Genomic DNA, 16146 nt, shown 5'->3' with positions numbered 1-16146 from the left:
TACTCTCTTACGCCATGATGCCGTACACTATGGTTCGCGATTTTTAAATCGTGACTCGATTGAGTAACTTTATTTATTTGAACAAATTTAGGTGTAATCCACATGAACAATCTGCAATGGCTCGATGAAGTAAAATTTAACGAACAAGGCTTAGTGCCTGCTATTGCTCAGCATCATCAAACTGGACGTATTTTGATGGTGGCGTGGATGAACCGCGAAGCACTGGCTTTAACAGCTGAAAAAAATCAAGCGGTGTACTTCTCTCGCTCACGTAGCAAACTGTGGTACAAAGGCGAAGAGTCTGGTCATTTTCAAACGGTACACGAAATCCGTTTAGACTGTGATGCTGACGTGATTGTGCTTCAAATTGAACAACACGGTGGTATTGCCTGCCATACAGGCCGTGAATCTTGCTTTTACCGTAAACTGACAGCAACGGGCTGGGAAATTGTTGATGCGCAGCTTAAAGATCCATCTGCAATTTATGGTGAAAAGTCTGCAAATCCACATACCATTGCAATGAATGCCTCAAATGCACAGTCTGAACAAGTGGAAGTGCTCGACTACTTAGGCAAAATGATGGCTGAACGTAAAGTTGCAGACCCAGATTCTTCTTATGTGGCTAAGCTATACCACAAAGGCTTGAATAAAATTTTAGAAAAAATTGGCGAAGAAAGTGTTGAAACCATCATTGCAGCCAAAGATTTTAAAACTGAAGCCAATGAAGATAATAAAAACGACCTAATCTACGAAGTGGCTGATCTGTGGTTCCATACCATTGTGATGTTGGGTTATTTCGATCTAGACCCACAATTGGTTTTAAACGAATTGGCACGTCGCCAAGGCCTATCAGGCTTGGTTGAAAAAGCTAATCGTAGCCACTAAGCAACTAGGCATAAAGCAGTGACCAATCCCAAAAAGCCGAGCGCAACCTATGAGCAAGCCACTGCGATAGATAACGCACGGCTGGGGAAATCTTTTAAAGTCATTGCCTATGCTGGCACAGGTAAAACCACAACTTTACAAATGATCAGTGAGGCCATGCCACAAAGACGTGGCATGTACTTGGCCTTTAACAAAGCCATAGCAACTGAAGCACAGCAAAAGTTTCATGGTAATGTCGACTGTCGAACTTTTCACTCCTTGGCCTTTCGTAGCGTTCCACGTGGAGTCACAGACAAGCTTCGCCTGCCTCGTTTAAGCCCAAGTTTCATCGCGAAAGAATATCGTTTAACGCCAATTACGCTACGTCGAATGATGGGTGGGCGTTATGAACAATATGTGCTGATGCCTTCTCGCTTGGCTAGCCTTGTGGCCAATGCCGTCAGCTATTTCTGCTCGACCAGTTCGCAGTACCCTGCACCGCGCCACATTCAAGCGCCTAGCTGGTTACATGCAGATGATCTCGATACGCTACAAAAACACCTTTACCCTGCCGTTGAACGCCGTTGGTTAGAATCAATTGACCCGCACCATCAAGCAGGGATTGGGCACGATATTTATTTAAAATTGTGGGCATTGTCTGAACCTAATATTCCCGCAGACTATGTGCTCTTTGATGAAGCACAAGATGCAGACCCACTGATGCTGGGCATTTTGCTCAAACAGCGCAATACGCAAGTGATTTATGTGGGCGATGCCCATCAGCAAATTTATGCATGGCGTGGCGCAGTCAATGCTATGCAGCAATTACCTTTGCCTGAGTCTCGTCTCACCACTTCATTTCGTTTTGGTGAAGAAATTGCACTCAATGCCAATGCCATTTTAGGTGCATTGCATGAAACCGTGCCCTTACTCGGCAATCCCCTGCTCAATTCCAAAGTAGTCAACAAACCCCATACCAAGCAACGTGATGCTATTTTGTGTCGTACCAATGCACGGGCAATGGAACTTTTATTGGCAGGCTTAGTCCATGGTGACAAAGTCAGTTTACAAGCCGACCATGCCAAGCTTAATCGTTTTGTCGATGCAGCAGCCATGTTAAAACAAGGTAAGCGTGTCGTGGATGTACCTGAATTGGCATGGTTTAACTCTTGGCATGATGTACACGAGTACTGTGAAACCAATGACGGTAGCGACATTAAGCCTTTAGTCAAACTGGTTGATGATCATGGTACAGATCCTTTAAAGCGCGCCTTGGCCAAAATCACCCCCATTGAGCAAGCCGACTATATTATTTCGACCGCCCATAAAGCCAAAGGCTTAGAGTGGGATCGGGTTCATATAGAAGACGACTACCAATTTCGACTTAATGAGAAAGACTATAAAATTAGTGATGAAGAGTTAAGATTACTTTACGTGGCTTGTACACGTGCTAAAGTAAGCTTAAACATCCATCATATTTATGATTTGGTGCAGATATTAAAACGAGAAATGCCGAAATCACTGCGCCAAGCTGTGAGCTAAGACCTGTCGCCCGATAACCTGCTCCAGCCAGAAACAGGTGTCTTATGAAAATACAATCAATTCAACTTAAGCACGCTTTACACTTTACCGACCTAAAAGCCGAATTTAATTACCACGACCTGCCTATTAGCTTAATTTTAGGCGAGCAAAGTAGTGGTAAAACCTCTCTTTTACGTCTGAGCTATCAAGCACTCACATGGTTTGCGGCCCGCTATAAAGACCTGCGCACAGCAGGCGTCGTGATGCTTGATCAAGATATTATGCTCACGCGATTGCAGTCTAAAATTGATATTCAAATTCGCTTTCCAGAAGATATTGGGCATTTTCCAGAAAGCCCAGATACAAGCAGTGAAGATCCTCAGCTGTGTCGTTGGCAACTGTACAAAACCATCAATAGCCAAGGTATTGGCATTAGTAAGGTAGATACCCAACAACTTGAAGATTTGGTGCTGATCTATCAACGTGCCATGCGTGATGACCCACTTTTGGGCATGCCTTTAATTGCTTATTACCCCGCAGAGCGCTTTGTCAATGATGTGAATTTGCTAAATAAAAATAATCCAGCAATTTTTCAGGCCGCCTATGCTTACGAAGTTTCGGCTATTCCATTTACAACGTTTAGCCGTTTCTTTGAATGGTTCCGTGAAGTAAGTGATATTGAAAATGCTCAAAGTGCGCAATTGGTCCAACAGATTTTAGCCAAAAGCCAAACTGCAACTGAGTCAGATAAATCACAACACTTTATAGAACAACGACTACTTCAAGCGCATAGTGAAATGCACGCGCCTGCTCTGGCGGCTTTAAGACATGCCATTCGTATCGTATTACCTGAAATCAGCAATGTTTGGTTGCAATATCACCCAAAGCTACAGTTTATGGTGAATTATGACGGCCAAATCATGATGTTTCAGCAACTCTCCAACAGCATCCGCAATCTTGTTGCACTGATTGGCGATATCGTTCGACGCTTATGTCTATTAAACCCTGCCAGCCTCTATCCTTGCGATGAGGGTGATGGTGTATTGATGATTGATGCCATTGATTATCAATTGGATGGCAATATGGCAGCTGTAATTTTAGAGCGTTTACATCAAGCCTTTCCGCGCTTACAAATTCTCGCTACAGGCGAACGCCCTGAACTTTTAGAGCGCGCATCACGTTTTCAATGTTTAAAATTGGAAAATAAACAGCTATACAGTCTTCATCCTGAAGCATGGCAACAGCAATTTGAACATATTTATGCAAGTCTACATTTAGAAGATCACCCTAAAACAGAGGATGCTACTCCTCTGCCTATCGAAATCTTACAACCCGACGTTAACCCGATCCAAAGTCTAGTGAATCAAATTAGCGAACAACTGAATGAACAACAGCGTTTAGAACTTATACAACGCTTACAATTTGAAGATGACAATTCCAATCAACAACATTTGCTCTAAATCCAAAGCCATCAAGCCACTTTGAGTTTAACATTTACAATACGGCCAAAATGCCTTGCGGACTGTACAATACACCACCCCATGCACTGAAGCATGCGGTATATAATGACCTTCTCTTGCATAAAAAGATTGAAGTTGTGCATTGCCTGTAATATGATCGGTTTTACTTGCAAATTTCATATTAAAATCGGAATTTGCTATCGATTATTTGCTGCGCAATACAGCACTTTATATTTTTAAACACATAAATGCTTTCAAGATTAAGTTTTGGGCTACTCTTTGCGGTCCTCCAGTCCTTGAAAGATTGAGATTCACTCTAGGCTTAGGCCTAATCACGACAATGGATACGAGTGTGCTGCCGATTATTATCTTGTTACCTTTAGTTTTAGGCACAATCCTTATCCCATGGCTGAAACAATTCTCACGAGGAGCGACAGCCTTTGGGGCAATTGCTGTCAGTTTAAGTAGTCTCACGCTACTACTGACACAAGCCAAAGCTGTTTTTAATGGTCAAGTAATTTTAGAAACTTGGCATTGGCTTCCGCAACTGGGGCTGAACCTGAGTTTTCGTTTAGATGCATTAGGATTGTTGTTTTCTTTGCTCATTACTGGCATTGGAACACTCATCTTTATCTATGCCTATTATTATCTCAGCCCAAAAAATTCACTCAGCAAACTCTATACGCTCCTTATGTTGTTTATGGCGGCCATGCTGGGGATTTCATTATCCAATAACTTAATGTTGCTGTTAGTGTTTTGGGAACTGACCAGTATTTCTTCTTTCTTATTGGTTGGTTATTGGAGTAACTACGAGGCTGCACAACGTGGCTCACGCATGGCACTCACCATTACCGGAATGGGTGGGCTGTGTATGCTGGGTGGATTTATCCTGCTCGGACAAATCACTGACACCTATGAAATAGATCAAATTTTAACGATGGGTGGCTTAATCCAAAGTCATGCGCTCTTTGTTCCAATGCTCCTACTTATCCTCATGGGTGCATTTACCAAAAGTGCGCAGTTCCCTTTTCATTTTTGGCTACCCAATGCAATGGCGGCACCAACGCCAGTCTCTGCATACTTACACTCCGCAACCATGGTCAAGGCAGGTATTTTCTTACTTGCCCGTTTACTGCCAATTTTTGCAGGAGCTGCGCTTTACCATAATCTCGTGACCTTTATCGGGTTGTTTACCCTTTGTATGGCTGCATTCTTCGCCATTTTTAAAGAAGATTTAAAAGGCCTACTGGCTTATTCAACCATTAGTCATTTGGGTCTTATTGTGTGCTTGCTTGGTATCGGTTCACCTTTGGCGGTGGCCGCAGCCATTTTCCATATCATTAACCATGCGACCTTTAAGGCAGCGCTGTTTATGATTGCTGGGATTATTGACCACGAGTCAGGCACTCGTGATTTACGCAAATTAAGTGGTCTATGGCAATTACTGCCGTTCACCGCAACCCTTACCATGATTACCGCAGCCTCGATGGCAGGCGTACCATTAACCAACGGTTTCTTATCCAAAGAAATGTTCTTTACCGAACTGTTGGCAAATTTAACGGGTCCAATCATGTTTGGTTCTGCGGTAGTTGCGACTTTTGCTGGCATTTTTGCCGTGGCTTACTCTATTCGTTTGGTTCACGGCGTATTTTTTGATGGCCCAATCGGCAAGCAAGTGCCTAATAAAGATGCTCACGAGCCTGCTTTTGGGATGCGTGCACCCGCAACATTGTTGGCCATTTTATGTATTCTAGTGGGGCTATTCCCTGCCCTCTTGGTCGAAAATATTGTTAATCGTACCGCACAGGCCAGTACACAAAATTTTGCCTTTGAAGGTACACATCTGGCTATTTGGCACGGTTTTAATTTGCCATTACTGATGAGTGCCATTGCTTTGGTCGGAGGGATTATTTTCTATTTTGCCTTGGCCAAAGGCGGACGTATTCGAGAAATTGACCTTGATCCAATTTTAGGAAAATTCCAAGGTAAAGTTCTATTTGAGCTGTTCTTAAAACATTTATTATTAAATTCACGCAAATTTAAACGTGCCACTGAAACAGGTTCACTCCAACGCTACCTCATGTGGATTGTAGTGTTTAGCATTTTTGTGATGGCATTACCGCTCTTTTCTCAAGGCTTAATGACAGGTACGCGTGAGCTAACCAGTGCGCCATTGATTGCGATTGTACTTTGGTTATTGTTGTTCTCTGCGTGTTGGATGATGCTATGGTTCCACCACGAACGCATTAAAGCGGTGCTGATTAGTGGTGCAGTTGGTCTTGTGGTGACCATGGTCTTTGTTTGCTTCTCTGCACCTGACCTTGCACTCACCCAAATCACTGTTGATGTGGTCACTACCGTACTACTGCTCATGAGTTTATCGCTTTTACCACAGCTTACACCTTATGAGTCGAGTGTTTCTCGTCGTTGGCGTGATGCCCTGATTGCAATTGCAGGTGGTGCAGGTATTGCATGGATCAGCTGGCTCATTTTGACCCGCGATCATAATTCAATTTCATGGTTCTTCATGCAACAATCGATTCCACTAGGTGGTGGTACCAACGTCGTGAATGTCATTTTGGTCGACTTCCGTGGATTCGATACCTTCGGTGAAATTACTGTATTAGGCATTGCTGCCATTGGCACGCTGTGCTTGATGGACGGTATGCGTACCCATGGTACTAGCATTACACAAGGCCTGACCTATCGTTTCAATCCATCACCACTGATGTTCCGTATTACAGCCTCTTGGATTTTACCTTTAGCACTTGTAATCAGCCTGTACATTTTCTTACGTGGCCACAATCTACCAGGCGGTGGCTTTATTGCAGGTTTAATTACTTCTTTAGCTTTGGTAATTCAGTACATTGCACTGGGTCAAGACCATGCCGAGAAATTGCTCAGAGCAAAATCAGGACGTTTATACGAAGTTTGGATTGGCATTGGTTTAGTGATTGCAGGCCTAACAGGGATCGGTGCATGGTTCTTTGGTCGCCCCTTCCTGACCAGTGCACATTTTTATGTGTCGCCACCACTCATTGGTGAAATGCATTTAGCAACGGCTGCCTTATTTGATGTCGGTGTTTATATCACCGTCGTCGGTGCCACAATGTTGATGATTTCCGTCTTGGGCGATTCGCGTCACTCAAGTATGTCTGGCCCAGTACCAAAAGGATAAGCACATGATCAGTTTAGAACTTCTAATGGCTTCTGCGATTGGCTTACTGACCGCAACAGGCATTTACTTAATTCTCCGTGCACGTACTTTCCCTGTGGTTCTTGGTCTGGCCATGATTGGTTATGCCGTAAATTTATTTTTATTTGCCATGGGCCGTATTCAAATCAATGCGCCAGCGGTATTGACTGAAACCACCAAAGCAACTGACCCACTTCCACAGGCTTTAGTACTCACTGCCATTGTTATCGGCTTTGCCACTACGGCATTTATTGTGCAATTGGCGCTGCGTAGCCGTTATGAAACAGGAACAGACCACGTTGACTCTAAAGAAGAAATACCACCAATCGATTCGCGTGAGGATGAGCCATAATGACTAGTTTTATGCACTTCTTTACGCAACACACACCGATTTTTAGTATTTTAATTCCTGCGTTTACAGCGTTCTTGTTGGTCTTGCTCGGCAACCCGGGTTCTGGTTCATTAGCACAAGACCGCCGTCAACCATGGCGCCGTGGTCTCAGCTTACTGTCACTCATTCTAGGTGCTTTAATTTCAGTTTATTATTTAATCCTTGCCAGTACAGGTGAGGTACATATTTATAATCTGAGCGAATGGGCAGCACCATTCGGCATTGTTTTGGTACTCGATCAACTGTCTGCATTTATGCTGGTTTTAACCTATGCACTGGCCCTCCCAGTGATTTGGTTTGCCAGTAAAGAATGGGATGAACGTGGACGCTACTTCCATGCAATGTGCCATTTTTTATTGATGGGCTTATGTGGTGCATTTCTCACAGGCGACTTATTTAACTTATTCGTCTTTTTTGAAATTCTACTCATGGCATCTTATGTCTTGCTCCTACATGGTCAAGGCAAAGCACGCTTCCAGTTGGGTATTCACTACGTCACCATTAATTTATTGGCTTCTGCACTGTTCTTAATTGGTTTAGGCTTAATTTATGGCAGTGTCGGCAGTCTAAATATGGCCGATGTCGCACGTTTAATGCCTTTATTAGAAAATGATCAGCATCGTCTGGCTGTTGCTGGTGGATTACTTCTCTTTGTAGTATTTGGCATTAAAGCAGCCATGTTACCAGTGGGCTTTTGGCTACCAAAAACCTATGCCGTAGCAACTACACCCGTTGCGGCATTATTTACCATTATGACCAAAGTCGGCATTTATGCGATTTTACGTATTAATGGAACGGTATTTGATGATGCTGTGAGCCACAGCATTCTACAAGCCTTATTACTTGTGATTGGTTTAGTCACCTCTGTTTATGGCGTGATTGGCGCAATTGGTGCAGAACGTCTGCGCCGCTTTGTTGGCTTTATGATTTTATCGTCTATCGGTACGATCTTAATTGCCCTATCACTCATGAATACACAAGCTTGGGCCGCTGCACTGTATTATCTAGTTCACAGTACTCTCATTGGTGCAGCCTTTTATTTGCTCTGTGGCTGGATTACCTCTCAGCGTGGCGAATTTAAAGATCATTTTAAAATTGCGCCACAGATGAAACAGCACAAAGTGGTTGCACTCACCTACTTTATTATTGCGCTGATGATGGCGGGGTTGCCACCTTTTAGTGGCTTCTTAGGTAAAGTCTTTATCTTACAAGCGACTGCAAACTCTCCATATCAATTGCTGATTATATTGGTGGTGCTTTTGGTCAGTTTACTCAGTATTTTAGCCATGACACGTGTTGGTTTTATTCTTTTTTGGCGTGCGACTCAACCAGAAGACAATCCTGCTGAAAAAGCCTATACCAATTATCAAGTCTTGCCCGCAATTGCACCTAAGCGCAACGATAAAACCATTTATGTCCTTCTGGCTGGCTTAATCGCCTATATGGCATTTGCCGCACCCATCTATCAATATACGCATAGCACAGCGGTACAGATTCAAAATAATGCCCTGTATGAAGGCCTATTATTGAAAAAAGATGAAACAGGTGAAGTGATTAGCGTACAACCGTTTGATCCAGAAAATCTTCCAGAGACCAAATATGGCGGTGAAGTTGTTGACCCGAATGCACATCTAATTCCATATTTAATTCCTGAGCAAACCTTAAAAGGTGGGCATATTTCAGAATTTAAACAGCGTCAAATTCAGGGACAACATCAAGCAGATGAACAACCAGAGAATGACCAACTCAAACCGATGGAGGCACCTTGAATATGAAAAACACCTCGTTTCTAGAACGCTGTTTTCCACATCCGTTCGTCTCCATCATCACGGGCTTAAGTTGGTTGATGTTGGCGCACAGTATTGATCCTGCATCACTACTCATGGCAGTCATCCTCGCCATTGGTATTCCTTACTTAGTCAAACCCTTTATTGCCCGTACACCCAATATTAATTGGGTAAAGGCAATTCAATTAGGCCTTGTGGTGCTATGGGATATTATTGTCAGTAATATCCACGTAGCTAAATTGGTGCTTGGGCCGACTGATAAATTGCACCCAAAATGGTTTCGTGTGCCTTTAGAAACGCAACATGAGGAAGTTAACACCTTATTAGCGATGATCATTACCACCACACCAGGCACAGTCTCCGCAGGGATCGATCAAGACCGTGGTGATATTTTGGTTCATGCACTTAGCACAGATGACACTGAATCAGAAATTCAAACCATCAAAATGCGTTATGAACAACCACTGATGCAAATTTTTGGGGTTCAGTCAGGAGAGCATGCATGATGATCTTACCTTATGCACTTGGAATCTGCCTCATTGCAGTGACCATTTCTATGCTCTTATGTCTCATCCGTTTAGTGATGGGACCATCAATCGTCGATCGCCTTTTAGCACTCGACACCTTATTTCTAAACGCGACTTGCCTGATTGTGATCTTGGGCATTTATTGGATAAGTACGTCTTTATTTGAAGGTGCTTTATTGGTTGCAATGCTAGGCTTTGTTTCTACAGCAGCGCTTGCACGCTACTTTACCACTGGCCATGTGATCGATTAAGGAGCAACCATCATGCAATTGTTAATGGAAATCTTGGTTTCGTTCTTTCTCATTTGTGGCGCTTTCTTTATGTTGGTGGGTGGCATTGGCATGGTCCGCCTCCCCGACTTATTTATGCGTCTACATGCACCGACCAAATCAAGTACATTAGGTCTCGGTAGCTTCTTGATTGCAGCCATGATTTATTCTGCATTTCAAGGCCGGTTTGGCTTTCCTGAACTTCTACTCACACTCTTTGCCTTCATCACTGCGCCAGTTTCTGCCAATTTAATGGCACAAGCAGCTTTACACCTGCGTTTACGCTCAAAAGGTGGCGAAGTGCCTGAAGCTTTAGACCGACCGTTGCCTTGGCAACGTACGCGCCGTCGTGCATTTCATCAAAAACCATCTCAGGATGAAGTGAAATAGCTTCGTTTTCTAATTTACTGGCGATTGTGATTTAATAATAATTGCTGACATAAAAAAGCCACCCGAAGGTGGCTTTTTTATGCGATCTCAAATGAGATCTTATTCATCATCTTTTTGTGTTGCATCTGTAGGAGGTAAATCCTTCACAGCTTCAGCAATCAAACCAAACATATAGTTACCATACGCATTGGTTTTATCGTAGTGAAAACGCAAGCGCGGTGTAATACGCGTCTTAATGCGGTGACCCAACTCGTGGCGTAAGAAACCTGATGCTTTATTTAAAACATCTAAAGTCTCTTTATTCGCCTCTTCGTTTTGGTCATCACCAAGTTCACGACCCATTACGGTCACATAAACTTCTGCATAGCCTAGATCAGGACTGACCTTCACCGCAGAGATGGTCACTAGACCACCTAAGCGAGGATCTTTCAGCTCTTGACGAATCAGTTCAGACAACTCGCGTTGTACTGTATCCGCCATTCGCTTCAGACGTTGACTGCCTGCCATTACAGACTCCGTTTAACCAATTGAACATCATAAACCTCAATCTTATCTTGAGCTTTGATGTCTTTATAGCCTTTAACTGCAAGACCACATTCCATACCGGCACGAACTTCTTCAACCACATCTTTATAACGACGTAGAGATTCAAGTTCACCTTGGAAGACAACCACATCATCACGTAATACGCGAATTGGTTTATTACGATGTAGCATACCTTCAAGTACCATACAGCCTGCAGCTGCACCAAATTTACTTGAGTGGAACACTTCACGTACTTCAGCAACACCAAGGATTGTTTCACGGTGTTCAGGTGCAAGCTTACCGCTCATTGCATCTTTCACGTCATCAATCAATTGATAAATAACTGAGTAGTAACGAATGTCGATACCATCTGCATCTGCTTTTTGACGTGCAGTATTGTCAGCACGTACGTTAAAGCCAAGCAGTACAGCTTCAGAAGATTCTGCAAGTGTTACGTCAGACTCAGTGATTGCACCAACACCCGAACCAATAATACGTACTTTCACTTCATCAGTTGCAAGATCAGCAAGTGCTACGTGTAGTGCTTCTAAAGTACCACGTACGTCTGTTTTAAGAACAACGTTCACGATAGGAACATCTTTCTTGCCCATAGACGCCATAATGTTTTCAAGGCGCATTGCAGATTGACGTTCAAGACGTTTTTGACGTTCACGATCCATACGCGCATCAGCAACTTCACGTGCTTTTTTCTCGTCGCTTACAACAAGAACTTCGTCACCCGCCATTGGCGCTTCTGGAAGACCCAAGATTTCAACAGGAATCGAAGGACCAGCAGATTTAATACGTTGACCATTTTCATCTGTCATTGCACGTACACGACCGTAAGATGCACCTGCAAGAACAAGATCACCTACTTTCAATGTACCGTTTTGTACAAGAATCGACGTTACCGCACCACGGCTGTTATCAACACGTGCTTCAATTACAACACCTTGCGCTGCACCTTCTTCAGATGCTTTCAACTCAAGCATTTCAGCTTGGATTGAAATAAGGTCAAGTAATTCATCAATACCTTGGCCAGAATGTGCTGAAACCATTGCAACCGGTACATCACCGCCCCATTGTTCAGGCACGATTTCTTTGGTTGTCAATTCGTTCAATACGCGATCTGGATCTGCAGATTCTTTATCCATCTTGTTGATTGCAACAATGATTGGAGTACCCGCAGCACGCGCATGGTCAATCGCTTCCGCAGTTTGTGGCATTACACCATCATCTGCCGCTACAACTAGAACCACGATATCTGTCGCTTTCGCACCACGTGAACGCATTGCAGTAAATGCTGCGTGTCCCGGAGTATCTAGGAAAGTGATAATACCTTTGTCAGTTTTAACGTGGTAAGCACCGATATGCTGTGTGATACCGCCCGCTTCGCCTTGTGCAACTTTGGCACGACGAATACGGTCAAGAAGCGATGTTTTACCATGGTCAACGTGACCCATGATCGTAACCACTGGCGCACGCGTAGATTGTGCACCACGTGCTTCTTCAGCTGCTTCAAATAAGTTGTCTTCTGCTTGAGTTTCAGAAACTAGAACCGGGTTATGGCCCATTTCTTCAACAACAAGAGCAGCAATTTCTTGATCAATCGCTTGGTTTTGCGTAACTAACTCACCCATTTTCATCAGTGATTTAATAACTTCGCGCACCTTGATTGCCATTTTTGCAGCTAAGTCAGCAACAACAATCGTAGAACCAATTTCTACATCATAAACTTGTTTTTTAACTGGTTTTTCAAAGCCATGTTTGTTTGCTTGGCTTGATTTTAAACCACGTTTATGTGAGTTATCACGGAAAGACTGCTCTTCACCACGGCGACCGCCTTTTTTAGGAGAACGTGTATTATTCGTGTTTGTACCACGTTTAATTTCACGGTCTTCTTTCGCAAATGAATCTTCATAAGCCTGACCAACAAGGCCAGCTGCTAATGGAGAATCGTCAATTACACGAATCGTTGCTGTAGTGTCTTCAGCAGAATATTTCGATGCCATTTGACGCATTTGCTCAAGCGTACGTTGTTGTGCTTCTTCAGCAGATTTACGACGTACTGCTTCTTCAGTTGCTTTTAACTGAGCCGCTTGTTCTTCACGCGCTTTTTTCTGTGCCAATGTTTCAATTGGTTTAGAAATCGGCTTGTTGTTTGACTTGCGTTTTACAACAACCGCCGCTTTAGGCGTTTCTTGTTTCGCGCTTTCTTGCTTCGCTGCCGCACGCATTGCTTCTAAAGCTTGTTTTGCTTTAGATACAGGTTGAGCAGTTGCTTCTTCTTTTGCAGATGCAACTGGAGCAACAGTTTCACGCGCTTTTTGATCTGCTTGAGCTTTAGCCAAAGCTTCCGCTTTAATTTGTTCTGGATCAGGCTTAACAAATGTATGCTTCTTACGAACTTCTACATTAATCGTTTTTGCCTTACCTGATGTACTTGCCACTTTAGCAGTACTGGTAGTTTTACGTTTCAACGTGATTTTTCCTGCATGTCCATCGTCTTGACCATGAACTTTCTTCAAATGGTTAACGAGAACATCTTGTTGTTCGGTGGTAATAATATCATCAGATTTACCTTGCGGTAGACCTGCATCACGAACCTGTTCCAGCAGCGTCTCAACGGGGCGACCCACGCTAAGTGCTAACTCTTTAATCGACTTGTCCGCCATATATTACCTCCTAGTTAAACCATGATTCGCGCGCTTTCATAATTAGTTGACCCGCTTTTTCTGAACCTAAACCTTCGATATCTGAAATATCGTCAGTTGCTTGGTCAGCTAAGTCATCTACAGTTACCACACCGCGAGCAGCAAGCGCATACGCGATCTCTTGTGTCATGCCTTCCATTGCAGCTAGCTCTGGGCTCGGCTCTTGAACATTTTCCTGTTGTTGTAATGCATCTGCCAATGCAACTTCTTTCGCACGGCTTTGCAATAATTCAACAGTTTCAGCATCAAGCTCAATCTCATCAAATGTTTCTGCAGGAACATATGCAATTTCTTCGAGAGATGTGAAGCCCATTTCTACCAGCGCCATTGCTAAATCTTCAGCAATATCTAAACGAGTCACAAACATATCTAGATATTGTTGTGCTTCGTTTTGTTGACGCGCGTAGTATTCTTCTTCCAGCATCATGTCTAGCTTGTAGCCAGTCAATTCAGATGCTAAACGTACGTTTTGACCTTGAGAACCAATAGCACGAGCCAATTGATCACTCGCAGCGAAAATGATATCTGCAGTATGTGCATCTTCATCAATGACAATACTTGATACATCTGCTGGCTCAAGCGCACTTGCAATATACTGCGCTGGATCATCTGACCACACGACAACATCAATACGTTCGCCATTAAGCTCTTGTTGTACCGCTTGGATACGTGTACCACGCATACCAATACAAGCACCTACTGGATCAATACGATGATCGTTTGTTTTCACAGCGATTTTAGCACGAACACCTGGTTGACGCGCTGCTGCTTTAATTTCAATGATTTCTTCAGAAATTTCTGGAATTTCTTTTTTCATTAAAGCAATCAGCATTTCTGGCTTAGAGCGTGACAATAATAATTGAGCACCACGGCCTTCACGGTTCACACTATATAAAATCGCATTTACACGTTGTTTAGGACGCAAAATTTCTTTTGCAATCATTTCTTCACGTGCAAGATATGCTTCAGCATTGTCACCTAAGTCGATGATAAAGCCATCTTTGGTTTGTTTTTTAACTTCACCGTAGATTAACTCACCCACTTTTGATTCATAAGCATCTGCAACCAATGCACGCTCAGCTTCACGAATCTTTTGTACAATCACTTGTTTCGCAATTTGCGCTGCAATACGGCCAAAATCAATCGATTCAACTTCAAGCTCACGAATATCACCAATAGACCATTTTGCTGGATCTACATCTGAAATTGCATCCTGACATGCAGGCATTTCATGATCTTCGTCGGCAACAACTTCCCATTGACGGAAAGTGCTGTAATCGCCAGTTTTACGGTCGATTTCCACACGTAAACGCGCTTCTTCCGAATGTGTGCCTTCATAGAATTTCTTTTTCGTCGCTGCAACCAATGCTTGCTCTAGCGCTTCAAAGATCGCCTCACGAGGTACACCTTTTTCGTTACTAACCGTTTCTACCACGGTAAGAATTTCGCGTGCCATAAGTCACCTATTCGTTCAGATTCTTATTTATAGAATTAATCTTGGTAGATCAAATTTGCTTTATCAATATTATGACTGTCGATTTCAAGCACTTGTTGCTGTTCGACTTCCACTTGAATGATTTCATTTTCTAGATCTACAGCCACCAATTTAGCCTGAAACTTACGGCGGTTTTCTACAGCACTAATTAAGCGTAAAGCCACTTGCTGACCGATATATCCCGACATTTGTTCAAGTTGGAAGAATGGACGATCCCAACCAGGTGAAGACACTTCAAGTGCATACTCACCTGAAATTGGATCATGCACATCCAGCATTGCGCCAACTTGTTGCGTTACACGTACGCAATCTTGCACGCCAATACCGCGACCTTGTTCAACTTCACCATCTTCATTGATCACAGGTTCTGCGCCGTCATCCACTGCTTTGTCGATGTAAATACGCAATAAAGAACGCTTGCCTTGAGGCATGAATTCAATACCCCAAAGATCTACACCACATGCCTGCACTGCTGGAGCGATTAGATCCTGGAGTGCCTGAGTTTTATTTGATAGCTTCATTTACTCTCGTTAAATTTGTGCGATTCATTGGCCAGAAACAGCCAGAAAACAACCTATAGTGAAGCGTCATTTTATGACCAAATCATGTCGACACTGCACAATAGCCAATAAAAAAGGGCGTAAACGCCCCTAGTATTGCACAGAAAACTAAAGTCCACTGTGCAAAAAGGCCCACCTTTTTGTGAGCCTTTTAGAAACTTGGTAGCGGGAGCTGGATTTGAACCAACGACCTTCGGGTTATGAGCCCGACGAGCTACCAGACTGCTCCATCCCGCATCAACGTGCAAAAATTATATACAATTCATTCCTAATTTTCAATCGAAAACATTGTAATGATTTGCCTGATCGCGTTGCACCGAAGATCAGAAATTGGTAGCGGGAGCTGGATTTGAACCAACGACCTTCGGGTTATGAGCCCGACGAGCTACCAGACTGCTCCATCCCGCACCGACATATGATTTATCTCAACCAAATTGGCTGTTTATT

At 43.3% G+C, this 16146-nt stretch carries 13 protein-coding genes and 2 tRNA genes; 9 read left to right on the top strand and 6 right to left on the bottom strand.

The annotated features are described in order from the left end of the window. Positions 1-102: 102 nt before the first annotated feature. From hisIE to C9E88_RS01555, 9 genes are all read left to right on the top strand, one after another. Positions 103-885 carry a bifunctional phosphoribosyl-AMP cyclohydrolase/phosphoribosyl-ATP diphosphatase HisIE gene (gene hisIE, locus C9E88_RS01595; RefSeq protein ID WP_106983909.1) on the top strand — a complete coding sequence of 261 codons (783 nt, stop codon included), beginning with the start codon at positions 103-105 and terminating at the stop codon, positions 883-885. 18 nt (positions 886-903) lie between these two features. Next, on the top strand, positions 904-2406 hold the full coding sequence (locus C9E88_RS01590; protein ID WP_106983908.1) for a UvrD-helicase domain-containing protein: 1503 nt from the start codon (positions 904-906) through the stop codon (positions 2404-2406). Between the two features lie 44 nt (positions 2407-2450). Further along, the gene (locus tag C9E88_RS01585) at positions 2451-3845 is read left to right on the top strand and encodes a P-loop NTPase family protein (protein WP_106983907.1); all 1395 of its coding nucleotides are present in this window, start codon (positions 2451-2453) and stop codon (positions 3843-3845) included. A gap of 340 nt (positions 3846-4185) precedes the next feature. Further along, positions 4186-7023, top strand: coding sequence for a monovalent cation/H+ antiporter subunit A (locus tag C9E88_RS01580; RefSeq protein ID WP_106983906.1), 2838 nt, complete (start codon positions 4186-4188; stop codon positions 7021-7023). 4 nt (positions 7024-7027) lie between these two features. After that, positions 7028-7393, top strand: a complete 366-nt coding sequence (locus C9E88_RS01575) for a Na+/H+ antiporter subunit C (RefSeq protein WP_106983905.1) — start codon at positions 7028-7030, stop codon at positions 7391-7393. Beyond that, positions 7393-9201, top strand: coding sequence for a monovalent cation/H+ antiporter subunit D (locus C9E88_RS01570; protein ID WP_106983904.1), 1809 nt, complete (start codon positions 7393-7395; stop codon positions 9199-9201). Before C9E88_RS01575 ends, C9E88_RS01570 begins: the two co-directional genes overlap by 1 nt. Positions 9202-9203: 2 nt before the next feature. Next, positions 9204-9725 (top strand): Na+/H+ antiporter subunit E, encoded by a 522-nt coding sequence (locus C9E88_RS01565; RefSeq protein WP_106983903.1) that lies wholly within the window; start codon positions 9204-9206, stop codon positions 9723-9725. Next, positions 9722-9997: a monovalent cation/H+ antiporter subunit F gene (locus tag C9E88_RS01560; protein ID WP_106983902.1), complete on the top strand. Its 276-nt coding sequence runs from the start codon at positions 9722-9724 to the stop codon at positions 9995-9997. The genes C9E88_RS01565 and C9E88_RS01560 overlap by 4 nt, the downstream gene beginning before the upstream one ends. Positions 9998-10009: 12 nt before the next feature. Continuing rightward, positions 10010-10405, top strand: a complete 396-nt coding sequence (locus C9E88_RS01555; RefSeq protein WP_106983901.1) for a Na+/H+ antiporter subunit G — start codon at positions 10010-10012, stop codon at positions 10403-10405. Between the two features lie 99 nt (positions 10406-10504). Here the strand turns inward: C9E88_RS01555 and C9E88_RS01550 are convergent, their stop codons facing one another. From C9E88_RS01550 to C9E88_RS01525, 6 genes are all read right to left on the bottom strand, one after another. Beyond that, positions 10505-10912, bottom strand: a complete 408-nt coding sequence (locus C9E88_RS01550) for a ribosome-binding factor A (protein ID WP_106983900.1) — start codon at positions 10910-10912, stop codon at positions 10505-10507. Next, entirely contained in the window at positions 10912-13605 is a 2694-nt protein-coding gene (gene infB, locus C9E88_RS01545; protein ID WP_106983899.1) for a translation initiation factor IF-2, read from the bottom strand. Before infB ends, C9E88_RS01550 begins: the two co-directional genes overlap by 1 nt. A gap of 10 nt (positions 13606-13615) precedes the next feature. Continuing rightward, positions 13616-15100 carry a transcription termination factor NusA gene (gene nusA / locus C9E88_RS01540; RefSeq protein WP_106983898.1) on the bottom strand — a complete coding sequence of 495 codons (1485 nt, stop codon included), beginning with the start codon at positions 15098-15100 and terminating at the stop codon, positions 13616-13618. Between the two features lie 35 nt (positions 15101-15135). Further along, positions 15136-15660 (bottom strand): ribosome maturation factor RimP, encoded by a 525-nt coding sequence (gene rimP / locus C9E88_RS01535; protein WP_106983897.1) that lies wholly within the window; start codon positions 15658-15660, stop codon positions 15136-15138. 199 nt (positions 15661-15859) lie between these two features. Continuing rightward, positions 15860-15936 (bottom strand) — tRNA-Met (locus C9E88_RS01530). Positions 15937-16030: 94 nt separating this feature from the next. Further along, positions 16031-16107 (bottom strand) — tRNA-Met (locus C9E88_RS01525). Between the last annotated feature and the right edge of the window lie 39 nt (positions 16108-16146).

The sequence above is a fragment of the Acinetobacter cumulans genome, from assembly GCF_003024525.3.
Classification (GTDB): Bacteria; Pseudomonadota; Gammaproteobacteria; order Pseudomonadales; family Moraxellaceae; genus Acinetobacter; species Acinetobacter cumulans.
This window is presented reverse-complemented; position numbering and strand designations above follow the sequence as displayed.